Source organism: Pseudomonas sp. GNP012 (genome assembly GCF_054343835.1).
In genome coordinates this window covers 3,027,266-3,052,263 of the sequence record NZ_JBTGUU010000001.1, presented here as the reverse complement: position 1 = coordinate 3,052,263, position 24,998 = coordinate 3,027,266, and the positions used below count along the sequence as shown (strand labels likewise).

The window sequence follows — 24,998 nt, the reverse complement described above, 5'->3', positions numbered from 1 at the left end:
CCTGATGAGGATCCGGGCATGTGGGCGTTCATTGCACGATGACCACTTCTTCGCTATCGCTGCCGCCATTGGATGACGTCACGCGAACCTGGGCTGGCGGAATCGGCGTGATGCCGGTGGCCAGGCTTTTCACGGCGCCGTCGCCACTCAGGGCGCCGATGGCAAGACCGGAGCCGGTGGTAGCGGTGAGCACCGGTGGTGAGGTTTCGTCGCTGGTCGAGGCCGTGATGCTGATTTGCCCGGTGCTCAGGCTGTACTCGGCACGTGAGATCGTCACCAGGTCGGTCAGCGGCATGGGCAAGACGGTCGGCGTGCTGCTGGTGATCGCCAGGTGGTTGTCGGCGGTCACCTGCAAGGTGCTCGGCAGGGTCGGATTGTTCGGCGACTGCGCATACCAGTGGCCGGTGGTGTTCGCTTCGGAGAAGCTCAGGATCGGGTTGTTGCTGGTCAGGGTCACACTGGCCGGTGGCGGTGGGGCCAGCACGAACACATCCTGCTGGGCCACCGGTGCGCTGGCGCCGGCATGTCGCGAGTAGGTGCTGCGTTCGGCGATCACCGGGGTCGGCCGGACCACCGATGACAACTTGCCGGAAACGGCGAAGAGGTTGGTACGCAAGTCCAGGCCATTGGGGCCTTCGATACGCACGTAGTTGGTGTTGAACGGGCTGCCGGTCACGGCTTCGTTGAGGTTCGGATCGCCGACGAATATTTCCGCCTGGCCCGTGCTCGGGTTGGTCTCGGTGTAGGGGCCGTTGACGCTGCGCAGGAACGGCCCGACGTCACCCTTGAGCGCGCCGTCATAGGTTTTTGGCGCACCGATGCCGATGTCCCGGGTCATGTTGATCGCCCGCCGGCCGGGGGTGTCAATATTGAATACCTCGACGCCATAGGGGTGGGTGATGACATAGGTGCCGGCGACGGGCACGTCGACGCGGATACGGATACGGGCGAAGCTGATCTGCTCGCCCTCCAGCGGATCACCCCCGCTGAAGGCGGCTTCGAGCGCCGAGACATAGGTCAAGTCGATGCCTCGGGCGGCGTCGACGATGGTCGTTTCGCCTGTCGCCCAGAACGCTTCGTCGGGGAAATTGGTCGGGAAGACCAACGGTTGGGTGTCGTCGAAAATCCCGGGGTTAGGGATCAAAGAGCACATGTAAGTCGGGGCGCCAGGCGCGCTGGTAACCCTGGAACTGACAGCCTTTGACAGACACAGATCAAGTGTTCGGCCGTGGGCATCTTGATACCAGGCGGCGAAATTGCCATTGGCTGGCAGGTAGGGTCCGGGGTCTACAGCAAACAGCGCTGCCTGGGCGATGCCTTGGGCTAGAGCGATCACGCCCAGCGCAGTCGCGGTTTTGCACAGAAAAGGGTGCATGGGTATTCCCTCTGTCGAAGTACCTGCCCTTTGGGGATGGGTCAGCTGACAGCGAGGGGCAACTTCCATACCAATCAGCGAAAACGCCCGGCAGAGGCCTGAACGAAGGCGCTGGCGCAGTCGCGGCCGATAGACCGGGAAGTGATCAAACGGGCGGTTGTCCCCAACATTGGGGCAAAGGAGGCGCAGGGACGCAGGGGAACCGCAGTCCCCAGGTTCGGGCAAACTGTCTTGGGTGGGCTATAAACCAATGGAGGGTTACCGGGAAGGTGTCCATGACCACAATCGCTAAAGTGCTTGCGAGCGAAAGCGAAGTCCGCTTGAGAACGCGCAAGCAGCCGTTCGATCTGCTGCGCTGGTTCTCGCTGATCAGCATGGCGGTGATCGGCACGGTGGTGGTGGCGCTGGGGGCGGTGTCCACGCGGTTCGTGATTACCGAAAGCGTGCAGCGCGATGCGCTGTTGACCTCGCAGTTCGTTCAGTCGATTGCCTTGGCCGAGGTACGTCATGTATCGATTCCCAACGTGCGGACCATGGGCGAGTTGCTCGACCCACGAACAGACAAGGACTTTCCCGACGTCGACCCGCTGGCTCGGGCCAGTGCCCGTGGTGAATTCCTCGACCATATCGAAAAGCTGCCGGACGTGATCCTGGCCAATATCTATGCCCCCGACCGCATGGTGATCTGGTCCACCAATCCGTCCTTGATAGGCACCACGATTCATGACAATGAAGACCTCGAACGGGCATTCAACTCCAGGATTTCCGTGTCGGCCAGTTACCACGATGTGGACAAATCCCGCATGGAGCAGAAGTTCGTGGTGCCCCCCAAATTCATCTTCCTCGAGAATTACATTCCCCTGTTCGACGCCGATGGCACCACCGTCACGGCGATGGTCGAGATCTACAAGGAACCGCAGGACCTGATCAACCGCATGGCGCGCGGACTGGTGCTGATCTGGCTGGCGACCGCCCTGGGTGGCGCTCTGATTTACCTGGGCCTGTTCTGGATCGTGCGGCGTGCGGCGATCCTGCTGGCGACGCAGCAGAAGCAATTGATCACCAACGAAACCTTCGTCGCGCTGGGGGAGATGTCCTCGGCGGTCGCCCACAGTCTGCGCAATCCGTTGGCGAACATCCGTTCAAGCGCCGAGCTGGCGATAGAGTTCGACGACGGTCCGGCACACGGCAACATCAACGACATCATTGGACAGGTCGACCGCATGTCGAATTGGGTACGGGAGTTGCTCCAGTCCCTGCGACCGCTCAATGACGAGGCTGAACCGGTGAACCTGGTGGCTGCACTGCACGACAGCCTGCTGGCTTACGAGCAGCAGATTCGCAAGGCCAGGGTCAACGTGGTGTTCGAGCCGGACCAGACGCCCATGGTCCTGAGCGAGCACGTGCAACTGACCCAGATCCTCAACAGCCTGCTGTCCAACGCGGTGGAAGCCATGGACAACGGCGGAACACTGACCATCCGGATCGAGCCGCGCGAAGCCCAGCGTGTCAGCGTGACGGTCAGCGATACCGGCAAAGGCATGAGCGAAGAACAGCGCACCATGGCCTTCCGGCCGTTCTTCACCACCAAGCAGGGCGGGCTGGGCGTCGGGTTGGTGCTGGTCAAGCGGATCATGGAGCGTTTTGGCGGGGCAGTGACCCTCGATAGCCGTGAAGGCGAGGGCACCACCGTCCGGCTTTCATTTAATCTCGTCCCCTGAAAATGGGGATGAACTATCCCCGTTATCGGGTCAAATCCCCAGTCATTTCCCCGGTCGTAGCGCATTGATGTTGATAAGCCATTGTTTATCAAATGTTAATGACTTTGCATAAAACAGTTACAGAACTGGCGAGATCCTTGCAAAACCATCATCACCCCCCTTCACGACATCAAGGCGGCTGGTGATGGAAAAAAAAGCGCAGTGCAGCGAAGAATTCTTCGATTTGCCTGACGGGGTCAAAGACTCACGCAACACCGCGCGGGTGCAGAACGCTCTGTTGCCTGGAGTGCAGGCCCGTTTTGCTTACCCCACCACGCCAGCGGCGCCCTTGCCGTTTCCACCGACGGCCATTGGCCCGTTGCGCCGCACTGCCAACCTTCCTCAATCGCAACGGCTTCAGTCCTGAACTTGAACAGGGAGGGTGTCGACATGAACATGAAGACGCATTCACCACGCTCACGAGCTTTGGGCATGCACCTGGTGCTGATGTTGGTGACCGGTTTGCTGGCCAGCCAGTTGCTGGTCGCCAGCCAGCCATTGTCGACGCCCGCACCGGCTCCGGCAGCCGCTGCCGAATCCGCTGTCGTTGAGGACGCCACCCCGTGGGGCGGCGACTATTTCCCCAACACCCTGCTGACCGACCAGAACGGTAAGCAACTGCGTTTTTTCGATGACATGATCAAAGGCAAGGTGGTGGTGATCAATTTCATCTTCACCACGTGCAGCGACTCCTGCCCCCTGGAAACCGCGCGTCTGCGTCAGGTGCAGAAACTGCTGGGAGACAGGGTCGGCAAGGACATTTTCTTCTACTCCATCAGCATCGACCCCTTGAGCGATACCCCCGAGGTACTCAAGGCTTATGCGCAACGCTTCCAGGTCGGGCCCGGGTGGAAATTCCTCACCGGGGAATTCGCCGACGTCACCGAGCTGCGGCAGAAACTGGGCCTTTTCATCGACGGCGTCGATAACGGGCGCAACAAGGACCACAACCTGAGCCTGATCGTCGGCAACCAGGAAACGGGCCGCTGGATGAAAGCCTCGCCGTTCGAAAATCCGTGGATTCTGGCCGACCAACTGGCCAACACCCTGCAGAACTGGAAGCAGCCCAGCGTGGAAGAAAGCTACGTCGATGCACCGGAAATTCGTCCCCCTAGTAATGGCGAAGAGCTGTTCCGCACCCGCTGCGCGTCTTGCCACAGCCTCGGCCCAACGGACGGGCAGGGCATTGGTGTGCGCAGCATCGGCCCGGACCTGATCGGCGTGACCCGTCAGCGCGATCCGGCCTGGCTCAACCGCTGGATCCGCGAACCGGATCGCATGCTGGCGGAAAAGGACCCGATAGCGATGCAGCTGTTCGAAAGCTACAACAGGATCTCGATGCCCAACCTGCGGCTGGACAAGAAGTCCGCCCAGTCCATCATCGACTTCCTGCAAGAAGAAACCGACCGTCAGCATCCGCCAGTGGCGCCACTGGCCAGTGGTAGCGAGGAACCTGAACAGCATCACTCAGTCGCGCAACCGAACGTGCCCCAAATGCAATAGCGTCGAAATAGTTTCGTGGGCCGGTCAATTGCTATCAATGTTACCTACACTGACTGGATACATGGCTGCAAAGGCTGGTTTTCAAGAACTCAGGACAGACCCCATGCAGATACTGGAACAACAAAAAGTACCTGCGCCGCAGGCCCCGGCCGCTCCGCGCAAGGGGTGGCTGCCCCAGTTCAACTTGCTGCGCTGGTTCTCCCTGGCCAGTTTTTTCATCATTGGCGTGGTGGCGCTGGGGCTGGGTTACATCTCCACGCGCTTTGTGGTCGATGAAAGCATTGAGCGCGATTCGATGCTGACCGCGCAGTTCATCCACGCCATTGGCGAGGCCGAAGTCCGTCATGCCGGGATTTCGCCGGGCAGGACCATGGGTGAAATGCTCGACCCGCGACTGGACCATGCCTATGCCGACGTCCCTCCCGAATCCCGGGCCACCGTACGCTCCGAGTTTCTCGACCATGTGAAGCATCTGCCGGACATTCTGCTGGCGACGGTGTATGCCCAGGACCGCACCGTGGTCTGGTCGACCAACTCCGAGTTGATCGGCGTGCGCATCGAAGGCGACGATGAGCTGGATGAATCCTTCGAAATGAAATCGCCGGTGTCCACCAGCTACCACGAGATCGATGAAGAGCGTCCCGAGCAGCGCCTGTTGCGCGAACCGGAATACCTGTTCGTCGAGAACTACATCCCGATGTTCAACGCCGACAAAAGCAAAGTGATTGCCATGGTGGAGATCTACAAGGAACCGGTGGACCTGGTGGGTCGCATCCAGCGTGGCTTCAAGGCGATCTGGCTGGCGACCCTGATTGGCGGGGCGGCGATCTACCTGGGGTTATTCTGGATCGTGCGGCGTGCGGCGATGCTGTTGCAAAGCCAGCAAAAACAGCTGATCGCCAATGAAACCTTTGTCGCCCTGGGTGAGATGTCCTCGGCGGTCGCCCACAGCTTGCGCAATCCACTGGCCAATATCCGTTCCAGCGCCGAACTGGCCCAGGTCATCGCCAGCCAGCCGGCACAGAAAAACATTGGCGACATCATCAATCAGGTCGACCGCATGTCGCGTTGGGTGCGCGAGTTGCTGGTGTCGTTGCGGCCGATGAATGACGATTTTGAAACGGTCGACCTGGTGCTCGCCATCGAAGACACCCTGAGTGCCTTCGAGTCCCTGATCAAGCGCTCGAACGTCGAAGTGCGTTTCTCTCCCGCCAGCGTGCCACCGGTCGTCAGCCACCAGGTGCTGCTGACGCAAATACTCAATAGCCTGTTTGCTAACGCACTGGAAGCCATGCCCAAGGAGGGCATGCTGACGATCGAGATCGATTCCTCGGTGCCCGGCTACTTGAGCATGATCCTGACCGACACCGGCAAGGGGATGTCCAAACAACAACAACAAATGGTCTTCAAGCCGTTTTTCACCACCAAACAAGGTGGATTGGGTGTGGGCCTGGCCCTGGTCAAAAGAATAATGGAGCGGTTTGACGGCTCGGTCGAACTGACCAGCCGGGAGCAGGAGGGAACCCGCGTTTGTCTCAATTTCAAAGTGGCAACGGGAGGGGTATATGGAGCACAGCATTCTGCTGGTCGAGGATGACGAGATCCTCGCCGAGAATATTCAGACTTACCTGGAGCGCAAGGACTTCGAGGTGACCGTCTGCCACTCGGCTGAAGATGCACTGGAGCAATTGGGTTCTTTCGCACCTGACGTGGTACTGACCGACAACTCGTTGCCGGGCATGAGTGGTCACGACCTGATCCAGAAGCTGCGCATCAGCGCGCCGGATCTGAAAGTGATCATGATGACCGGTTACGGCAACGTCGAAGACGCCGTGGTGGCAATGAAAGAGGGCGCCTTTCACTACGTCACCAAACCGGTGGCCCTGCCAGAGCTCAAGCTGCTGCTGGACAAGGCCCTGGCGACCGACCGCATGGAGCGCACGCTGTCCTTTTATCAGGAGCGTGAGGCCCAGAAGTCGGGGGTGCAGGCACTGATTGGCGAGTCGGCGCCGATGGTGTATCTCAAGGGCACCATCAGCCAGTTGCTCGACGCCGAACGGCGGATGGCCAACAGCGATCTGCCGCCGGTCCTGGTGGAAGGCGAGACCGGTACCGGCAAGGAACTGGTGGCCCGGGCACTGCACTTCGACGGCCCGCGCAGCAAAGGCCCGTTCATTGAATTCAACTGTGCTTCGATCCCGTCCAACCTGGTGGAATCAGAGCTGTTCGGCCACGAGAAGGGCGCCTTCACCGACGCCAAGGACCGTCGCATGGGGCTGGTGGAAGCGGCCGATGGCGGCACGCTGTTCCTCGATGAAATCGGTGAAATGGACCTGCTGTTGCAAGCCAAGCTTCTCAAGCTGTTGGAAGACCGGACCGTTCGCCGGGTCGGTTCGGTGAAGGAGCGCAAGGTCGATCTGCGGGTGATCAGTGCCACCAACTGCAATCTCGAACAGATGGTCCAGCAAGGCAAATTCCGCCGCGACCTGTTTTTCCGCCTGCGCATCATTTCAATCAAGGTGCCGCGCCTGTACGCCCGTGGCGCCGATATCCTGCTGCTGGCCCGGCACTTCCTGGGGCTGCATGGCAAACGCTACGGCAAGCCGAACCTGTATTTCAGCAACCAGGCCGAAGAGTTGCTGCTCAGCTACAGCTGGCCAGGCAACGTACGCGAACTGCGCAACATGCTGGAGCAAACCGTGTTGCTGGCGCAAAGCGACACCATCGCTGCCCATCAATTGAACGTTTGCCTGAGCCTGGTGGATGAGCCACCGATGTTTCATCACGAGCCGCAACATTTCAGCGAACAGCGTCCGCCCTACAACGGCGGCGAATCCATGAACCTGCCGGAAGTGGAGCGCGACATGGTGCGCAAGATGCTCGACAAGACAGACTGGAACGTCACCAAATCGGCACGCCTGCTGGGTCTTAGCCGTGACATGTTGCGCTACCGGATCGAAAAGCTCGGTCTTGCCCGCCCGGACAAACGCCAGTGGTAGAGAACGCCCCTGGTGTTCACTGCAATACCGGGCCCTGTCTCAGGCAGGACATCATGCAAGCGGGATTCTCGACTTCCTGGTTCACATACACGCCACGCTCCGGATCGTAGGAGCGGATAAACACCCGGACCGTGGCATCGGCCACGGTTGGCAGGCGCGAGTCGGAAAACACATGCTCGCTGGAAACCGGAATGAAATCCCCGGGCGCGGTCGGGATGTATGAGCCCGGCGGGATGAAGTTCATGGACGGTGGTGCGGGGTGGGCGAAGGGTTGGTCGGCGCCGTAATAATTGAATTCACTGCTGTATTGAGTGGTGTTTGGAAAGTCGTCGGCGTGGGCAGCAGCGGACACGCTCAGGAAGAAGGGGAGCAAAAGCGTCAGGTCGGTCTTTTTCATGGCAACACCTGCTAAATCGGTTTAACCACATTTCCCCCATGGTCATTAACTATAGCTGGCGCCGTGAGCAGGCGTCGACGCTGCGCGAATTACAAGTTCGCAACAGCTGTCAGTATGGGCTTGATCTAGACTTCGGCCGGTCAATTCGACAACCCGAACCCTGGAGCGTGCAATGGAACTGCCGACAAAAGAACAAGCCATCGCCAGCAACCGCGAGGCCTGGAATGACTCCGCCCGTCACCACCAAGACTCCAACGAATGGCACGCCTTGTTGAAGGGCGTGGAACAGGCGGATTTTTCCTGCCTGGACGACACCCTGACCGCGTTGCTGGCCCAGACCGGTGTCGACGGCAAGGAGGTGCTGCAACTGGGCTGCAACAACGGCCGCGAAAGCCTGTCGCTGTTTGCCCTGGGGGCGCGCAGCGTGGTGGGCGTCGACCAGTCCGGCGCATTTCTCGAGCAGGCACGGGAACTGGCTTGCCGCTCGCCCCATGCGCCGCAATTCATCGAAGCGGACATTCACCGCTTGCCCGCGCAACTGCAGGAGCGCTTCGACCTGGCGCTGATCACCATCGGGGTCCTGAACTGGATGCCGGACATCGGCGAATTCTTCCGCCATGTGGCGCGTACCCTGAAGCCGGGTGGCGCGCTGGTGGTGTACGAAACCCACCCATTCCTGGAAATGTTCGACCCCGAGGCAGCCGATCCTTTTCGTCCGGCCAGTTCATACTTCCGTCGCGAACCGTTCGTGCAGCACGAACCGATCGTCTACGAGGGCAAGATCGAACAGCCGGCCGCGCCGTCCTACTGGTTCGTCCACACCCTGGGCGACCTCTTCGGCGCCGCCATTGCCGCAGGCCTGCAGATCCGTCACTTCAAGGAATACCCGCACTCCAACCGCGAAGAACTCTATGACCGCTATCAGCAGCAGGTGGCGCAGTTGCCGTTGTGTTTTACCTGGGTGGTGGTGAAGCCAGTGACATAACGCGCGGAATCAAATCAGAGATTTGAGTGATTGACCGTGTGCCCTGGCTGCGCGCAGAGATCTATGCCCAGGGCATGAATGACCTTCAGGACCGTATCAAAACGTGGTTTTGCTCCGGGCGCGAAGGCTTTGTAGAGGCTTTCGCGACCCATTCCCGAGTCTTTGGCAATCTGTGTCATGCCACGGGCTTTCACCACATAGCCGATAGCGCGAAGAAACTCCTCGTTGTCACCGTCCGCCAGTACCTGAGACAGGTACTCGCTAATGGCTTCATCACTGTCGAGCAGTGCCGCCATGTCGAAATTCGTCAAAGTCTGGCTCATGGTCAAACCTCCTTTGCCATTTTTTTTGCGCGTTTGATATCGGCGGTTTGAGATGACTTGTCACCCCCGGCCAGCAAGACAATGACGACACCGCCTCGCATCGTGAAGTAAACCCGGTATCCGGCACCCACGTCCACGCGCATTTCAGAAACGCCATCACCGACCGGTTTGTTATCGCCGAGATTACCCGCAGATGCTCGGTCAATGCGACGAGCGATAGCTAGCTTGGCCCGCAAATCGCGAACTGAGGCGTGCCATGCTGCGAAAGTAGTGGTTTGCTGGACAAGATAATTCATTACTCGAATGTATCCAAATGGATACAGATGAGCAGTCAGACATTTCCGTGATCAGGTGGTTTTTTTCTGAGGAAGTTGTAGGCGACTCTTTCGCGAGCAAGCCCGCTCCCACACCGGATTTGTGAACGACACAGATCAAATGTGGGAGCGGGCTTGCTCGCGAAGGGGGCGACACGGTAAAGCGGATAACCCCGGAATCAAGCCTCGGCCTGCGCCTGCGTCACCACCGGCCGCCCCGGTTTGCGTAGCGGATCCAGGCGTGATCCGCTGTAGCGGGTTTCGCGGAAGAAGCGCCAGCGGCCGAACAGGCCGTAGACGTGGGTGACGCGGCCCTGCTCCTGGTAGCCCATGCGGATGTGCAGTTTCAGGGCCGGGATGTTGTGGGTCTCGCAGACGTCCACCACCTTGTTGCAGCCTTGCAGCGCCATGGTTTCCCAGAGGGCCACCTGGACATCCACGGACAGGCGGGTGCCGAAGTAGGCGCGGGTCATTTCGCCGCCGAATTCGAAGAACTCGCCTTCCTTGACCGGGAACAAGCAGCCGTAATAGTGACGGTCGAAATAATCCCGGGTGCTGGCCCAGATGAAGCCGATCGCATGGCCTTCGTCATCCAGGTACATGAGTCCGGTATGACCTTCGGCGGCGAGCTCGGCCATGGTCCCGACGCGGTCGCCGAAGTGCTTGGCAAACGCCGTGGCGTTTTCCGGGGTGATGGTCACCTGGCGGACGGGAGGATAGGGCCGCAGCTTGTGCGGCGGTACCGGGCTGACCAGGTCGCGCTCCATCCACAGCAACTCCCAATGGAAGAATACATAGCGCTTCCACAGCGTACTGAACGTGCGACCCAGACCCTTGCGCTTGATGTGTTCGTGAAGCTTGTCGAGTACGCTCATGAAGCCCTCCTTTAACCGAGGATTGGTGGTGTGTGGTGAAGGTATTGATGGGTATAGATCACCAGTGGCAATTGCATGGCCGTGTCCTTGCCATCAATATATTTCAAGTTGTGTATCAGTCTTGACACAGTTTTCAGGCGTCAAAATGCTGCTGATCCTGAAGGCTTTCGGAGCTTTCAAGGGGCAAGGAAAAACACCAAACCTGTGGGAGCGGGCTTGCTCGCGAAGGCGTCAGTTCAGGCATCCATGATGTCGCCTGACACGGCCCCTTCGCGAGCAAGCCCGCTCCCACAGGGGGGATTACGGTTCATTCGAGAACAGCCTCGCCAGCGGCGGTATAGGCCACCCGCGGCACACCCGGCAAACGCTGTTGCAGCAATTCACTCAACGACTCTCCCGGTTCCAGATAGGCATCGCCGAAGTCGACGCCGAGCCGGTTCGGGTGGGCGACGATTTCCAGCAGTCCGTCGGGCGGCGGCGCGGCGTTGCGCAGATCCACAGGGGTGCACACGTAGTCGGCGGTGGTGCCGGCCAGGTGGCTCAGGCGACGGTTGAGCAGGTCCTTGAACACGCGCTTGGGCAGGCTGAGGTTTTGCCCCAGGTTGCGCGCCAGACGCACGGGCACTCCCTGGCGGGCGGCGAAGCGCGCGACGATCTCGCCGATCGGCCAGATGTTGTGCACGTGTTGATGGGAGTCCAGGTGACTGGGGCGCAAGCCGTTGTCCAGGCAGCGTTGCCACTGGGCTTCGAGTTCTTCGAGCACGGCGTGGCGATCCCGGCGCCCGAGCCAGAGGCGGGTGCGGCGCAGGTTGAGGTCGAACACGCCGGCGCCGTCGCAAAAGGTCGGGCGCTGCACAATGCTCTGGCTCAACGGACGGCCGTAGGTCAGGTTGAAGTGCAGGCCGATGCGGCCTTCGAGCAACGGGTGCCGGGCCAGGACACAGGCCGCTTCGAACGCCGGCATGTTGGCCATGGCGGTGGCGGAGCTGATGAGCCCGGCCTGGAACGCGCCGAGGATCACCGCGTTTTCGCAGGCGCTGAGGCCGAAGTCGTCAGCGTTGACTATCACTTGCCGGGGCATGTTCAGCCTCCTTGAGTTTTTCCGTAGGCGCAGGCGTTTTGACAGCCGCTGTCGAGATGGGCGCCGGGGTTGCGACCGCAGTCGCCGCGCGCCGGGCGCGCCATTGCTGCAATCGGGGTTTGAAGCGTTGCCAGACCCGCAGGGCCAGCCCCAGCACCAGTCCGCCCGGGCGCCAGGAGTAAAAACTCCAGCGCCAGTGTTCCAGTTGTCCGGTCATGCGTTCGTGCAGTTGATGGCTGGAGTTTTCCAGGCTGACCCGCGACGCATCGATCCACTGCCAGTGCTCTTCCAGGCCCCAGCGAATCCACTCTTCGAGCAGCACCCGGCCGCTGCCCAGGTCGGCATATTGCGGCAGGAACGCCAGGTTGTAGTCGTACAGCCGACCCTGTTCCAGCAAGCCGAGGCGATAGCTGATGCAGCGCCCCTCCAGCTCCAGCACCACCACGCGCACCAGGCCGCGGGCGGCCAATGCGGTGAAGGCGCGGTCCATCCACTGGCGATGGCGTGCATCGGAAAAAATCCCGACCCCTTCATCGCCTTTCCAGCTCACGGCTTCGACTTCACTGATTTCCTGCAACAGCGGCCCCATGGTCAACGCGTCGGGGGTAATCCGCCGCACCCGGGCGCCACAGGCGGCGATGCGTTTGCGTGCGCGGCGCAGTTTGTAGCGCGGATCGCCGGAGACTTCCTGATGGTCGGCCTCGCTGATCAGGTGCACCGGTACTCGACAGCTGAGGCGTTGTTCGGCGGTCGAGCTCAGCGACTGCCACGGTGCCAGGGCCTGGGCCGTGGCACCGGCCAGTTCGTTCAATTGCAGCAAGGCATGGGGCAGGCGCTGGCGGATTTGCCTCAGCGCCTTGCCTGAAGCGTCGCCGTCCAGCCTGGTCAGCAGCGCGAGGCGGTCGGCGAGGGGATAGCCCAAATGATGCAGGACCCGAAATGGCACACGCGCAAAGCGCTCCACGGACGCCACCAGCGGTAGGCACAGCGCCAGTTCGTCACCCTGCCAGCCGAGCAGCACGTGCAACTGCTCGCCGGGTTTGAGTGCCTGTTCCGATGCGCATAGCCAGGCCAGGGTGTTGAACGGCGTGTGGTCCGTCACGCACTGGCGCAACGCTTCGTAAGCCGCAGCGGGAAAGTCGTGGCTGCACAGCGAGGTGTGCCATTCGAATCGTAGCGTCATGGGATCACGTCGCCTCGGCAGTGGCAGGTTTACTCGCCGGTTTGCGCAAGGATTCCAGGCGCGAGCCGGTGTAGCGTGTTTCGCGGAAGAAGCGCCAGCGGCCAAACAGTTTGTAGATGTTCATGATCCGTCCCTGTTCGCTGTAGCCGGTGCGTATATGCAGCTTGAGTGCCGGGGTGTTGTGCCACTCGCACACGTCCACCACCTTGTTGCAGCCCTGGGCGTGCATGGCTTTCCACAGCTCGGTTTGCAGGTCCATCGACAGCCGGGTACCCCAGTAAGCCCTGGTCAGTTCACCACCGAACTCGAAGAATTCCCCTGGCTTGACCGGGAACCAGCAACCGTAATAGTGCTTGTCGTGATAGTCGCGGGCGGCGCCCCAGATGAAGGCCACCGCGTCACCCTTGTCGTCCAGGTGCATTTGCCCGGTGTAACCCTCGCGGGCCAGTTCGGCCATGGTCTCTACCCGGTCGCCAAAGTGACGGGTGAAGGCCACGGCGTTCTGCGGGGTGATGTTGACGACCCGCAGTGGCGGGTAGGCCTTGAGTTTGTGCGGTGGCACGGGGCTCACCAGGTCACGTTCCATCCACAGCAGTTCCTGGTGGGAAAACACGAAGTGCTTCCAGATTTTTTTCAGGGTGGCGCTCAGGCCTCTTTGCTTTATGTGTTCGCTGAGCTTGTGTATTGCACTCATGTTGTTGGCTCCTGACGGGATTACCCGTGAGTGGAGTGATTCCTGCGCGCGACGAAATGCCGACACGGCCAAGCACAAGGGGGCGGTCATGAGGCGATCCAGCTGAGGGCGAACAGGGTTTGCCCGGGCAGTTCGAAGCTCACGCGACCGTCCCGGCAGTTGAAGGGCGCGTCGCGGCTGCGATTGTCAGCACCGAAGTAACGCAGGGCGCCCTTGCCCAGCGGGCAGGCCACACCGTTGAGGTCGACACGCTGCAAACGCGTGCCCTTGTTCACCCCCAGCAGCGTGCGCTTGAGGTCGTCGGCCATGGCGAGCACATCGACTTCGAAGGCATCGTTGTCCAGGCGCACCACCTGGTGCAGCCAGTGTTGCCGGATGAACTGCTGGGCCAGGCCGACGGGTTTGAGCTCGAAATGTTCATCGCCGAGCACCCGCAGCATGCCCTTGGGGTACTCGGGCTCGTCCGCGGCCTGGAACCAGCCGAGCATGTCGAGCAGACCATCCTGGGACGCGTTGATCACCACCGAGGCCCACCACAGCGAGGCGTAGTGGGTTTCCTGATCGTAAGGGCTGAGGCTGGCACCGCTGGACATGTTGGTCTGGTCGAGCAACAAGGCCTTGCGCGGCCGACCCTGGGCGTCGAGCCCCACCAGTTCGGCGGCACGGCGCACGCTGTCACGATAGACACGGGTCGCGAGCAGGTCGCGGATCATCCATTCGTGCCAGGCCAGGGCGTCAATCTGCTCGCCGTTGTCTTTGAGCAAGCGCCGGGCCCAATCGATGCCGCGCCGCTCGCTGGCGTGGTCAGACAACGGGCCGTTGATAAAGCGCGAGCTGGCCGGGATGGCGATGCGCACACCGGCCCTGGCGTTGTCGGGGTTGCCGCGTACCTGCCGGGCCATGCTGTTGAACAGGGCCTGGAAACTGGCGTAGTCCGGGTAATTGAGGTTCGGCTCATCGGCAAAACCGATGTAATGCGTGCCCTTGCCGCCCAGGGCGCGGGTCGCGGCCAGCCAGGCCTCGAGGCCGCCATGGCTGGTGCTGTCGAGGTGCAGTTCGGCCTGGCGCTGGCTGCCGGCCAACAGGGTGATGTCCTGGGTGATGCCGAACCGGTCCTGGTACAGGCGACGGAACGCGTCTTCGTAGTGCGGCCGCGTGGCCATGATGTCGACGAGGCTGTAGTAAGTCGCCGCCTGCGGTTTGAGCGCATCGAGCACGGCAAAGCTGGCGGGCGGCGGCATCACGTAGGGCAGGGCGATGCCCAAGTTCGGCGTGTTGCCGAGCAGGTCCTTGTGCAGGGTCAACCGGGTCCGGCCATCGTCCTCGCGCAGCGGCTTGAGCTGTTGCGGATTCTGCGCGAACAGATTGGCCGTGCCATCGAGCCAGAACGCCGCCTTGCCGGTGCCTTGCAGGCGCAGGCGCCAGACCTGGTCGCTGTCGGCGACCGGCAGCTGGGCCTTGTCGAATTGCCAATAGGCGCGGTAGGGCTTGAGGGGCAACGTCAGTTGCTTGCCATCGCCCACGCGCTGGGCTTGCAGGGCTTCGACGCCATCGTGGAACTTGCCGGCGAGGACGGCGTGTTCTCCGGCCGCGACCTTGAAATACAGCTCGTCGCCGTCACGAGTCTCCGCGCTGAAATGCACCTTGGCCGGTGCGAACAGCGCCACCGTGTGCTCATCGTGTTCCACGCGGTAGCGGCGGAAGCTGTAGCCCGGTATCTCCAGGCGATAACTGCTGGCACCCGGTGCCAGTGGCCAGCGCTGGCTGCCCTGGGTCTCGGCGGCGGCAATCGCCCGTTCGCCCGCCAGCTTGCCCTGGCCATCGAGCAGATACAGATGTTCTTCGTTGGCCCCGGCCTGCCACGCCGGCACCCATTGCACCTTCAGGGTGTCGGGGCGATCCGTTTGCAGGTACAGGCTGCCGTCGCGAATATCGGCCCAGCGCATCGGCCCGGCGTAGGCGTCGACGCTCAGGCCAAGGCTCACCAGCAGCGCGAAATACTTCATGCCGACTTCCGTTGCAGTACCAGCAGCATCGGCGCGATATCGCTGGGCAGGATGATCAGGGTTTGCCAGAGCGGCACCTGGCTCAGGCGGCAATACATCACCAGCAGGGCGACCGTCACCGCCAGGTAGGCAATGGACGAGGCCGCCGCCGCGCCGACGATGCCGTAGGCCGGGATCAGCACCAGGTTCAGCGCCAGGTTGAGCAAGGCACCGAGGCCCATCAGCAACGAAATCGAACCGGGACGATTCTTGCCCAGCAAGTCCAGGCGCAGGATGCTCGCGTAGCACAGCCCGAGCAGGCCTGGCAGCAGGGCGAGCAACGCCGGATAGGCCGGTTGGTAGGCCACGCCGAACAGCGTGACGATCAGCCATTCACCGATCAGCGCCATGCTCAGGCAGGCGCCGAGCATCACCGTGGCCGTCAGGCGCAAGGCCAGCGGCGTGACTTTGTCGATGCCTTCTTCCTGTTGCAGCAGGCGTTTCATCAACGGCGTGGTCACCGCTTCCGGGACGATCAGCAGCAACTCGGCGGCGGCGCTGGCCATGGCGTAGTGACCCAACGCGGTGCTGCCGAGCAGGGCGCCGATGAACAGGTAGTCCGAGCGCAGGATCACTTGCTGGAACAGCAGGTCCGGATGGCTGCGGGCGCTGTAGCGCAGCAGTTCGTTCTGGCTGGCGCGATCCCATTGCAGGGTCAGTGGCTGGTTGCGCTTGAGCCACACCCAACCGACCAGCACCACCAGGCTGATGCCTGCCAGCCAGCTGATCAATGCCGCTTCCAGCGCTGCGCTTTGCCACATCCAGAACAAGGCGAGAAACAGCAACAGCGGCACCAGCGATTCGATCAGGCGCAAGACATTGAATGCGACCACGCCGCCCGAGGCATTGTGCAAGGTCAGCAAACCGCTTTTGAGCACAGTCAGCGGCACCGCCAGCAGCAACAGCCAGGCGAGCAGGCCCAATTGCGTGGTGATGTCCAGCTCACTGCCGAACTCGCGGGTCAGCGCCACCACCAGCAGGGTCAGCAACGCCGCCAGCAGGCAACCGAACACCAGCACCTGGCTGAGCAGCAATCCCATCGGTCGTTGCTTGGCCGCCTGATAACCCACCGCGGAGTTCAAGCCGCCGCTGGTGGCCGCGCTGATCAGGTCGGGCAGGGTGCTGAGCAAGGCAAACAGGCCGCGCTCGCTGGGGCCGAGAATCCGCGCCAGCAGCACGTTGCGCAGCAAGCGCAAGGCGATCATCGCAAGTTTAGTGCCCATGCTCAGGGCCAGATGCTTGAGGTAGTGGCTGCGGCTCATGGACGTGCCCCACGGTAGATGCGCCAGGACAGCAACTCGGGATTGCGCGCGGTACGCTGGCTGACGCCGAAGCGCGGCAGGGCCAGCGGATCTTCGGTCCCTCGATAAATGCCGGTGCCGGTGCCCAGGGCAAACGGGAAGTCATGCCTGGCCACCTGTTGGCGCACCCGCGCATCGTTGTCGCCATTGGGGTAGCAGTAAACCGGCAACGGCTGGTGGCAGCCGTGGAGCAGCGCGTCGCGACTGCGGCGCAGTTCTTCGTCCAGGCGTTGATCGTCGAGACCGGTGAGGATCGCGTGGCTGGCACCGTGGGGACCGAAGCGCACCAGGCCGGACGCTTCGAGCGTACGCACCTGCTGCCAGTCCAGCGCCTGGGGCAACGACTCCTGCGGGCAGTCGTCGGTCAGGCGATTGAGGTCCGGCGGCGACAGGGTCTTGAGGCTCTGCAGGAAATTCAGCAACGCCAGGCTGCGGCGCTGCTCGTCCGGGTCATCGCACAGTGTCGGCAGCGCACGCCCCGCGAGCTGCAAGCGTTCGATCAGGTGCCGGCGTGCCTGTTCGCCATGGCTGTTCCACAGGGTTTCGCCGATGCTTTCCCACCAGAACCGCTGGCGGCTGCCGATGAAATCGGTGGACAGGAAAATGCTCGCCGGCACCTGGTATTCCTGCAGCAACGGGAAGGCATTCACCGCGTTGTCGCGCCAGCCGTCATCGAAGGTCAGCGCCACTTTCGGACGGTCCGAGCGCGGCGTGCCGGATTGCAGAATGTCCATTAGCGGCACGCAGTCGAAGTGTTTTTTCAACCACGCCAGCAGGTGTTCAAACGCCTTTGGCCCGACGCACAGTTCATTGCGATGGGGCAGAGCGGCGGCCCGGTCGCTGGCCAGCACCCGGTGCAACATCAGGATCACCCCGGCGCCGTGCAGTTGATTGCGCCCGACCGGGGAATTGAGGTACAGCCAGCCACTGGTGCGTTTTAACAATTGCTTGATCGCCATGGCGCGCGCCTCTCATCGATTTTGCTCGGGGTTCCATTGGGCGTAACGCTGACCGCGCAGGAACTGCCACAGGCCGATGCTCATCCCGGCAAGGGTCACCAGAAGGAACGCGGCGAGGCGAAAGGGTTTGGGCAAGCGGTGTTGCGAATCCAGCAGGCCGGCAATGGCCACCGTGTAGCCGAGCAGTTGCGCGATCAGGCTCAGGCGATAGAAGCCGTGGTCTTCCCACAACCAGAAATTGCTCAGCAGCAACGGCAGCAACAGGATCGGCGCCATTCGCCGGATCAGCTTGTGGCTGATCAGGGCAATCGCATACAGGCCGTGGGTCAGCGGATTGAGCAACTCGCGGCGCTGGGCCAGGCTTTGCAGGCCACCGACCGTGACCCGCTGACGGCGGCGGAACTGCTTGTCGGCTTCATCCACGCCCTGGTCGATGACCCGGGCCTGGGGCACGTAGACAATCTTTTTGAAAGCCGCCGGCGCGCAGGTGCTGATAAAGAAGTCGTCGTTGACCTCCGCCGGCACCTTCTGGAACAACTCGCGGCGCAGGGCGAGCAATGCGCCGTCGGCGGAAACCATGCAGCCGGTGCGATTTTCCACGTAGCGCAGCCAGCCTTCGTAATGCCGATACAGGCTGTCGCCAATGCTCAGGCCCTTGCCGGTCACCGGGATCACCATGTGCCCGGCGCAGCCACCGACCTGCGGGTCGTTGAGCGGTGCAAGCAGATGGCCGAGGGTGTCGCCGGACCATTGGTTGTCGGCGTCGGTGAACACCAGGATCTCACCGCTGCTGATCGCGACCCCGGCATTGAGCGTCGCCGCCTTGCCCTGGCGGGGCAGGTCGAGCACGCTGATGCGCGGGTCATCGACCCTGCGTGCGCAGGCCACGGTGTCGTCGGTCGAACCGTCACTGGCGAGGATGATGTGCAGCGAGCGGGCCTGGTAGTCCTGGGCCAGCACGGTGCGCAGTTTTTCTTCGATATGCCGCGCCTCGTTGTGTGCGGCAATCACGATGCTCACGTCCATCGGTTGAGCCGGTCCATGACGCGGTGCCCGATAAAGGGGTGCCAGCAACGTCAGTAACAGGGGATAGCCGAGGTAGGCGTAGACCGGTAGCAACAGGCACAACCAGAAAATGAATTCAGCCACGGGCGGGCCTCCTGGCATTCCAATGACAAAGGCTGAGGACCAATCCGGCACCCGCCAGGTGCAGGCGCACCCAGTGCAGGCCCCAGAGTTGCAGGGTCAGACGCATGTCGTGGTGTTTGGCACTCTGGCGCAGGCTCAAGCCCAGGGCGGGCAGGACAGTCAGCATCAGCATCAGCACCGCATGGTGGGGGAAGCCGTCGAGCAGGGCGGAAATGGCCAGGAAGTCGATCCCCCAGGCGGCCATCGACAGCAGCGGAAAACGCAGCAGGCGCAGGCTCGGGCCATGGGTGCGCAGCAGTTGCAGATGACTGCCCTGGCGCCACAGTTCCTTGCCCATCCATTCGCGCCAACTGCCTTCGTAGCCCCAGTGCAGCGCCACGCTCTGGTTGACCGAGCACAGCCTGGCGCCGGCGTCGGCCAGGCGCATGGTCAGCTCCTTGTCCTCGCCGGTGCGCAGTTGTTCATTGAATCCGCCGACCTTGTCGAACCAGCGACGGCGCATCAGCAGGTTGGAACTGGGCAGCCATTGCACGACTTGCAACGGCTGCGTATCGGGGCGCAAGGTGCGGCGCTGCCAGGCATCGGCGTACCACGGCGCTTCGGCCGGGGTGTGCAGGTCAAGCCCCATGACATCGGCCTGGCCGGCGGACTCGAGGTCGAACAGCAGCTTGAACCAGTTCTCCGGCATCTCGATGTCGGCATCGATAAAGGCCAGCCATTCACCACGGGCGATCGCCGCTCCGCGATTGCGCAATGCGCCGATGAGCAGGCCGGGCAGGACCAGCACCTGGGCGCCGAACTGCCTGGCGATGTGCGGGCCCTGGTCGTCGGAGCCGTTGTCGACCACGATTAACTCGCATTCCACCCTGGCCGCATCGGCGGCATGTTGTGCCGCGAACAGGGTCCTGGCGATGTGCCGGGCTTCGTTGTACATCGGGATGACGATACTGATGCGGTTCATGCCCTGGCCTCCGTCAACGGGGCTTCTTCGGCCTTGGTGCGCAGTACGCTGGTCAACGCGAGCATGATCCACAGGTACTTGTGGTTCGGTGCGCTGAGGAACATCAGGAACAAGGTCAACGACAGAAAACTCATGCTCAGGTGCGTCATCACATCGGCCTGCGCTGCGTTCCCTCGCAACAGCCAGATCCGGCGGGCGCGAAGCAGGTTGTACAACCCCAGGGCCAGCATGCCGACGAACATCAGGCCGGCGGGAATTCCCAGTTCACTGACGATCTCCAGGTAGGTGTTATGGGCACGCCGGTACAGGTCTTGCGTCTCGCCTTTGATGGAAAAGGCCTTGGCGTAACCGGTGGTGGCGTAGTGCAGAGGGAACGTGCCGGGGCCGCTGCCGAGCAAGGGGTTCTCGGCGATCATCGCGCCGCCGACCACAATGTAGGAGGCGCGACGGCCCAGGGACGGGTCCTGGCTCTTGGCCCCGGAACCGAGGATGCTCAGCGACTGGATACGCTCCACGTAACCGGCTGGCATCGCATAGAACCCCAGTGGAATCACAATCGCCAGGCCGAGCATGGCAAAGCCCAGGTGACGCGGGCGAATGCGTGGCAACTGCGCACGGTAATGCCACGCACCGATCAACAGGCTGAGGAACAGCACCACCAGCCCCGAACGGGAATCGGTCTTGGTCATGCCGCCCAGCAACAGGAGGGTGCAGCCGCCCCAGAACAACCGGTGCAACAGGTTCGGGCTACGCACCACCAGCAACAACGCCATGGGCACGGCGAAGGCGATCAGCAGGGCAAAGTTGTTCGGGTCCTTGAGCAGCCCGGAGGCGCGTCCCGCGTCCTGGTATTTGGTGGAGAACATGGCCATGGCGCAGGTCACCGCGACACTGATGGCGACCAGCCGGGCGAACATGTCGAGGTTCAACTCACGCGCCACCAGCAGGGTAATGACAAACAGGATCAGGCCGACGCTCAATTCGCGCAGGTGGCCCAGGGAGATGCCCATGTCGTCGGTGTTCAACAGGCTCAGCAGGTACAGCAACATGAACCCGACCAGCAAACGCCAGATATTGCTGCGCAGGCGATCGGCCGGTATCTGATGAATCGCCAGTTGCAGCATCAGGATCAGCGCCAGCGAGGCCCCGAGGAACTTGGAGCCCGACAGCGAGTTGGCCTTGAACAGCCCCTCGAACGGCAGAATGGCGACAATACCCAGAAGGCCCCAGGCAGGCTTGCGGTACAGCACCGCGACACCCACCAGGCCCAGCACCGCTCCCGGCGCCAGGTACGGATAGGGACTGGCCAGCAAACCGAGGCAGACCAGACCGAGCAAACTGACGATCGAGAGTGGAAAGATCACGCGCGTGCCTCCCGTGCAGTGCGGATGTAAAGCTGCGACCAGCGTTCGGCCAGGGCCTTGAGGTCGTAGCGATCCCGTTGCGTACGTTTTGCGTTGTCGATCAACTCGCCGGCCAGTGCCGGGTCACGCACCAGCGTGCCGATCTGGCGGGCGAGGGCGGCGCTGTCGGCGGGCGCGGCGAGCAGGCCGTTGTGGCGGTCCTGCACGACATCGGGAATCCCGCCAACGCCAAAGGCCACCACCGGCACCCCGGCCTGCATCGCTTCGAGCAGAATCATCGGCGTGCCTTCGGTGCGCGAGCTGATCACCAGCGCATCGAGTTGCCGCCACCAGGCCCGCATGTCGGTCTGGTAGCCCGGCAACGTGATGCGTGCCTGCAATGCGGCCTCGTCGATGCGCGCCTGCAGGCTTTCGCGCTCCGGCCCGTCGCCGAGCATCACCGCATCCAGTTGCGGATACTGCTGACACAACGGGATCAGCGCATCGAGAAACAGGTCAGGGCCTTTTTCACTGCTCAGGCGCCCGACGTAACCGGCCAGCCAGCGCTGATGTGCGCCGCTGTGCGGCAGCAGGTCGTTGGCCGCCGGCAGGCCGTTGGGGATCACCTGCAACTTGTCCGTGCGCACGTTGGCCTGGCGATGCAGCGCCGCAATGCTTTCGGCGACACACACCACCCGGTCCACCGAAGCCGTGCGGCACAGTTGCAGGCTCAGCCAGGTGTAGAACTTCTGCTTGCGGCTGCGCGGGGTGAAGCCGTGCTGGGTGATTACCAGGGGCAGGCGCAACAGCGTGGCGCCGACCCAGCCGAACAGCAGGCCCTTGAAGTTGTGCGTATTGATCAGTGGCCGCCGGTCCCGACGCTGGCGCAAATGCCCCAGCAACGCGCCCAGGCCCGCGCAGCCCAGGCAATCGACACCGGCCTGGCGAAAACGCGCGATCAGCTCTGGCGGCGCATCGAGAAACAGCACCTGGTGCTGCCCCGGCGTCGCCAGGCAATGGTCCAGCAGCATCCGCTCGGCCCCATAGAAGCCGCCGCTGCTGAGCAAATGAATGATCGGCAGATCGCGGGTGGTGCCGAGCGCCGCGTTCAATTGCGCACCCAATGCACGAGGGCCGGAACGCTCCAGTTCCTGTGCGGATTGTTTGGCAGGGTGTTTTGATCGTTGAGCACCAGCAGCACCGGCAAGCCCAGTTCATGGGTGATTTGCGCAGGGTGCTTGAAGCGGTGGTCAAAGAACTCACGCACGTAGACCAGGGCAATCGCCAGCAGCAGACCGGTGAACAGCCCGAACGGAATGATCAGCAGCGGTTTGGGGAACGCAGCTTCAGTCGGTTCGAACGGCGGGCTGAGCACCCGGGCGTTGGACAGGTCGTTGTCCAGCGCGCGCGCGGTGCTGCTTTCGGCGAAGCGCTGGGCATAGGTGGAGAACGCCGCATGCAGCGCATTGATCTCGGTGTCCATTTGCCGCAGCTTGCTCTGGGTTTCCTGCAACTGGTGGATGCGGTTCTTGAACTCGGCAATGCGCGCGGTTTTCTGGTTGATGATCGAGCTGACCGTCGCCAGGTCGCTGGTGCGCTCCTGGATCCGGTTGCTGACAATCTTCAGGAACTGCCCACGGGTGCGGGTGATTTGCTCTCGTGCCAGCAGCATTGGCTCACTGCTGGGCTGAAAGATCGCCAGGTCGCTCATGTAGCGGCTGACCAGGGTCGTCAGTTGCTCACCCAGTTGCTTGATCTCGCGGTCTTCGAAAGCGACGTTGTCGACCGTGGTGGTGAAGGTGTAGGGGAAGGTGTAGTCGTTGAACCTGGCGTTGTTGGCGGTGGCCAGGTTGGTTTTCAGGTATTCGAGCCAGCGCTGGCTTTGCAGCAACCGGTCCTGATACAGGTTGAGCGCTTGCTCCTCGGTGTTGATCGCGTTGAGGCGGAATGTGATTTCTTCCTTGGGATCGGACGAGCCGACGTTTTCGAGCAAGGCCAGGCGGTTGGCTTCCAGGCCATCGAGTCGCACCTGGTACTGCAACTTCTTGGTTTCGTAGAAGCTCTGCGGCAGGTCGATCGATTGCATTTCCTGGCGGTTGACCAGGTAGTTCTGCAGCAGGGCGGCGACGAACCGGGTGCCCTGGGCCGGGTCAGGGAAGCTGTAGACGATCGAGATCACGTTGGAGCCCGGCAAGGTTTCAACCTTGAGGTCGTCGGACGCTTCCTGCGTGAGCACATCGAGCTCGGTGTCGCGTACCGGATCGGTTTGCAGCCCCAGCATGTTGCGAAGCGGGTTGATCACCTGCTCGCGCACGGGATTGCTGACATACCGTTTGAACGGCTGCACCAGCAGTTTGTTGAAGACGCTCACGGGCGGTGTGTACTCCCCCTTTTCGCGCAACTGGCCGATGGTCTGGCGGATCAAGGCCGGCGAACGCAGGATATTGCTCTCGGTCTCCATGTCCGCCAGCGACGGCGGAATGAAGGAAGCGTTCTCCTGATTGAGGGTGCTGGTGGCATCCCCCTGGGAGAGTTTCTTGGACTGCACGATCACCTGGGCGGTGATATCGAAGCTCTGCTTGAGCATCAGCGGCAAGACCACGGCGATCACTGCAAAGATCAGGAATACTCGTTTCACCAATTGCTTGTTGGCGAAGAAGATCCTGAAGAACTCATGCAGGTAGTTTTCCTTTGGATTCATGGCGGTCACCTGTGAGTTAGTCGTTGCTGTCTTTGTTGTCGACGCGATAGCTGAAGCTCATGCCCACGCCCTGGAATAACACCACGTCCGCCAGTTGCCGGGCGAGTTCGCCGGCGCTGGCCAGTTTGGTCTTGGGCACGTACAGCATGTCGTCGGCCTGCAGGTAGGCGATTTGCGAGGCATCGCCGGACAAGGCTTTCTCCACGTCATAACGATGTGCGACCACCTGGTTGCCGTTGCGCCGCATGATCATCACCGAGTCCAGGCGCGCCTTGACGTTGGAGCCGCGTGCCATGGTCAGGGCTTCAAGCACCGACACCGGGCGGCGGATCGGGTAGGAGCCCGGCTGGCCGACTTCACCCAGCACAAAGATCTCGTTGCCGGCGGTGGACTTGAGCAGCACGTCCACGGTCATGCGGCCCGGCAAGGTGGCGTAGCGTTTGTTGAGGTAGGCCTCCAGTTGGTTGACGGTCATGCCTTGCAGCGGCACGGAGCCGATTTCCGGGAAGCTGGCGTAGCCGTCGGTGCCCACGGTGATTTCCCGGCTCATGCCGGTGCCGGGGTGGCTGAGCGTGGACCTGAGGTTCTGTTCATTGGTCAGCGGGCTCACCAGGTTCACCGACAGCTGATTGCGGTTGGGCTGGAACAGTTGTTTGCGATCGTAGGCGCGCTGAATCGCATCACGTGCCTGATCGCGGGTCAGCCCCTCGATTTTCACCGAGGTGTTGGCTCCGGGCAGTTCGATGGTGCCATCGGGCAGCACCAATTGGTTGCCGTTGAGCTGGCTGGCGGCGGTGAAGTTCAGCGAGATCATGTCCCCGGACTGCACGCGATAGGCGTCCGAACCACTGGTGCTGATGTGGAAAATCACGTCCAGTACATCTTGTGGCCGCAGGGTCTGCTCGACCTTGGGCACGTCGGTGGCCTGGGCGTTGGCCGGTGGAGCCGTGAGGATCTGCACCGGCATGCTTTGGGATTGGTCGGAGGAAGTGCTGGAGCAACCTGCAAGCGGCAGCAACAGCAGGACAAGCATCTTGGCGTTCATGGCGT

The 24,998-nt window shown here is 62.1% G+C and carries 23 protein-coding genes; 6 read left to right on the top strand and 17 right to left on the bottom strand.

All coding sequences use genetic code 11. The features are described from left to right. Positions 1-28: 28 nt before the first annotated feature. Positions 29-1,375, bottom strand: a complete 1,347-nt coding sequence (locus ACXX83_RS13595) for a hypothetical protein (protein WP_458548758.1) — start codon at positions 1,373-1,375, stop codon at positions 29-31. A 275-nt stretch (positions 1,376-1,650) separates the two neighbouring features. Between ACXX83_RS13595 and ACXX83_RS13590 the strand changes: the two genes are divergently transcribed. From ACXX83_RS13590 to ACXX83_RS13570, 5 genes are all read left to right on the top strand, one after another. After that, positions 1,651-3,096, top strand: a complete 1,446-nt coding sequence (locus ACXX83_RS13590; protein ID WP_458548757.1) for a sensor histidine kinase — start codon at positions 1,651-1,653, stop codon at positions 3,094-3,096. A gap of 184 nt (positions 3,097-3,280) precedes the next feature. Further along, positions 3,281-3,502 (top strand): hypothetical protein, encoded by a 222-nt coding sequence (locus ACXX83_RS13585; RefSeq protein ID WP_458548756.1) that lies wholly within the window; start codon positions 3,281-3,283, stop codon positions 3,500-3,502. A gap of 23 nt (positions 3,503-3,525) precedes the next feature. After that, positions 3,526-4,638, top strand: a complete 1,113-nt coding sequence (locus ACXX83_RS13580; RefSeq protein WP_458548755.1) for an SCO family protein — start codon at positions 3,526-3,528, stop codon at positions 4,636-4,638. Positions 4,639-4,741: 103 nt separating this feature from the next. Next, positions 4,742-6,235: a sensor histidine kinase gene (locus tag ACXX83_RS13575; protein ID WP_015094524.1), complete on the top strand. Its 1,494-nt coding sequence runs from the start codon at positions 4,742-4,744 to the stop codon at positions 6,233-6,235. Further along, complete coding sequence (locus tag ACXX83_RS13570) at positions 6,204-7,637, top strand: sigma-54-dependent transcriptional regulator (protein ID WP_458548754.1); 1,434 nt, start codon at positions 6,204-6,206, stop codon at positions 7,635-7,637. The genes ACXX83_RS13575 and ACXX83_RS13570 overlap by 32 nt, the downstream gene beginning before the upstream one ends. A 16-nt stretch (positions 7,638-7,653) precedes the next feature. Here ACXX83_RS13570 and ACXX83_RS13565 read toward each other — a convergent pair whose 3' ends face one another. Further along, on the bottom strand, positions 7,654-8,034 hold the full coding sequence (locus tag ACXX83_RS13565; protein ID WP_015094526.1) for a hypothetical protein: 381 nt from the start codon (positions 8,032-8,034) through the stop codon (positions 7,654-7,656). Positions 8,035-8,206: 172 nt separating this feature from the next. On the opposite strand from ACXX83_RS13565, the gene ACXX83_RS13560 reads away from it, so the two are divergent. Further along, on the top strand, positions 8,207-9,019 hold the full coding sequence (locus tag ACXX83_RS13560) for a class I SAM-dependent methyltransferase (protein ID WP_458548752.1): 813 nt from the start codon (positions 8,207-8,209) through the stop codon (positions 9,017-9,019). Positions 9,020-9,033: 14 nt separating this feature from the next. Here the strand turns inward: ACXX83_RS13560 and ACXX83_RS13555 are convergent, their stop codons facing one another. The 15 genes from ACXX83_RS13555 to ACXX83_RS13485 all read right to left on the bottom strand — a co-directional run bounded on the left by ACXX83_RS13555 (position 9,034) and on the right by ACXX83_RS13485 (position 24,993). Then, the gene (locus tag ACXX83_RS13555; protein WP_007973802.1) at positions 9,034-9,342 is read right to left on the bottom strand and encodes an addiction module antidote protein; all 309 of its coding nucleotides are present in this window, start codon (positions 9,340-9,342) and stop codon (positions 9,034-9,036) included. Positions 9,343-9,344: 2 nt separating this feature from the next. Beyond that, a complete protein-coding gene (locus tag ACXX83_RS13550; RefSeq protein WP_015094529.1) occupies positions 9,345-9,638 on the bottom strand; it encodes a type II toxin-antitoxin system RelE/ParE family toxin in 294 nt (97 codons plus the stop codon). A 197-nt stretch (positions 9,639-9,835) separates the two neighbouring features. Continuing rightward, positions 9,836-10,531, bottom strand: coding sequence for a GNAT family N-acetyltransferase (locus ACXX83_RS13545; protein ID WP_015094530.1), 696 nt, complete (start codon positions 10,529-10,531; stop codon positions 9,836-9,838). 307 nt (positions 10,532-10,838) lie between these two features. After that, positions 10,839-11,612: a ChbG/HpnK family deacetylase gene (locus ACXX83_RS13540; RefSeq protein WP_458548750.1), complete on the bottom strand. Its 774-nt coding sequence runs from the start codon at positions 11,610-11,612 to the stop codon at positions 10,839-10,841. Next, positions 11,584-12,795, bottom strand: coding sequence for a GNAT family N-acetyltransferase (locus ACXX83_RS13535; RefSeq protein ID WP_458548749.1), 1,212 nt, complete (start codon positions 12,793-12,795; stop codon positions 11,584-11,586). Before ACXX83_RS13535 ends, ACXX83_RS13540 begins: the two co-directional genes overlap by 29 nt. 4 nt (positions 12,796-12,799) lie before the next feature. Beyond that, positions 12,800-13,489: a GNAT family N-acetyltransferase gene (locus ACXX83_RS13530; RefSeq protein WP_458548748.1), complete on the bottom strand. Its 690-nt coding sequence runs from the start codon at positions 13,487-13,489 to the stop codon at positions 12,800-12,802. Positions 13,490-13,575: 86 nt separating this feature from the next. Next, positions 13,576-15,495 carry a hypothetical protein gene (locus tag ACXX83_RS13525; protein ID WP_458548747.1) on the bottom strand — a complete coding sequence of 640 codons (1,920 nt, stop codon included), beginning with the start codon at positions 15,493-15,495 and terminating at the stop codon, positions 13,576-13,578. Continuing rightward, positions 15,492-16,796, bottom strand: coding sequence for a lipopolysaccharide biosynthesis protein (locus ACXX83_RS13520; RefSeq protein ID WP_458548745.1), 1,305 nt, complete (start codon positions 16,794-16,796; stop codon positions 15,492-15,494). The genes ACXX83_RS13525 and ACXX83_RS13520 overlap by 4 nt, the downstream gene beginning before the upstream one ends. Next, complete coding sequence (locus ACXX83_RS13515) at positions 16,793-17,794, bottom strand: polysaccharide deacetylase family protein (protein WP_458548743.1); 1,002 nt, start codon at positions 17,792-17,794, stop codon at positions 16,793-16,795. The genes ACXX83_RS13520 and ACXX83_RS13515 overlap by 4 nt, the downstream gene beginning before the upstream one ends. Before the next feature lie 12 nt (positions 17,795-17,806). Then, a complete protein-coding gene (locus tag ACXX83_RS13510; protein WP_458548742.1) occupies positions 17,807-18,943 on the bottom strand; it encodes a glycosyltransferase in 1,137 nt (378 codons plus the stop codon). Further along, entirely contained in the window at positions 18,936-19,904 is a 969-nt protein-coding gene (locus tag ACXX83_RS13505) for a glycosyltransferase family 2 protein (RefSeq protein WP_458548740.1), read from the bottom strand. The genes ACXX83_RS13510 and ACXX83_RS13505 overlap by 8 nt, the downstream gene beginning before the upstream one ends. After that, positions 19,901-21,268 carry an O-antigen ligase family protein gene (locus ACXX83_RS13500; RefSeq protein ID WP_458548739.1) on the bottom strand — a complete coding sequence of 456 codons (1,368 nt, stop codon included), beginning with the start codon at positions 21,266-21,268 and terminating at the stop codon, positions 19,901-19,903. The genes ACXX83_RS13505 and ACXX83_RS13500 overlap by 4 nt, the downstream gene beginning before the upstream one ends. After that, a complete protein-coding gene (locus tag ACXX83_RS13495) occupies positions 21,265-22,359 on the bottom strand; it encodes a glycosyltransferase family 4 protein (protein ID WP_126046253.1) in 1,095 nt (364 codons plus the stop codon). Before ACXX83_RS13495 ends, ACXX83_RS13500 begins: the two co-directional genes overlap by 4 nt. Further along, positions 22,356-23,948: a GumC family protein gene (locus ACXX83_RS13490; RefSeq protein WP_458548737.1), complete on the bottom strand. Its 1,593-nt coding sequence runs from the start codon at positions 23,946-23,948 to the stop codon at positions 22,356-22,358. The genes ACXX83_RS13495 and ACXX83_RS13490 overlap by 4 nt, the downstream gene beginning before the upstream one ends. A gap of 16 nt (positions 23,949-23,964) precedes the next feature. Then, on the bottom strand, positions 23,965-24,993 hold the full coding sequence (locus tag ACXX83_RS13485; RefSeq protein ID WP_217835596.1) for a polysaccharide biosynthesis/export family protein: 1,029 nt from the start codon (positions 24,991-24,993) through the stop codon (positions 23,965-23,967). Positions 24,994-24,998 lie beyond the last annotated feature (5 nt).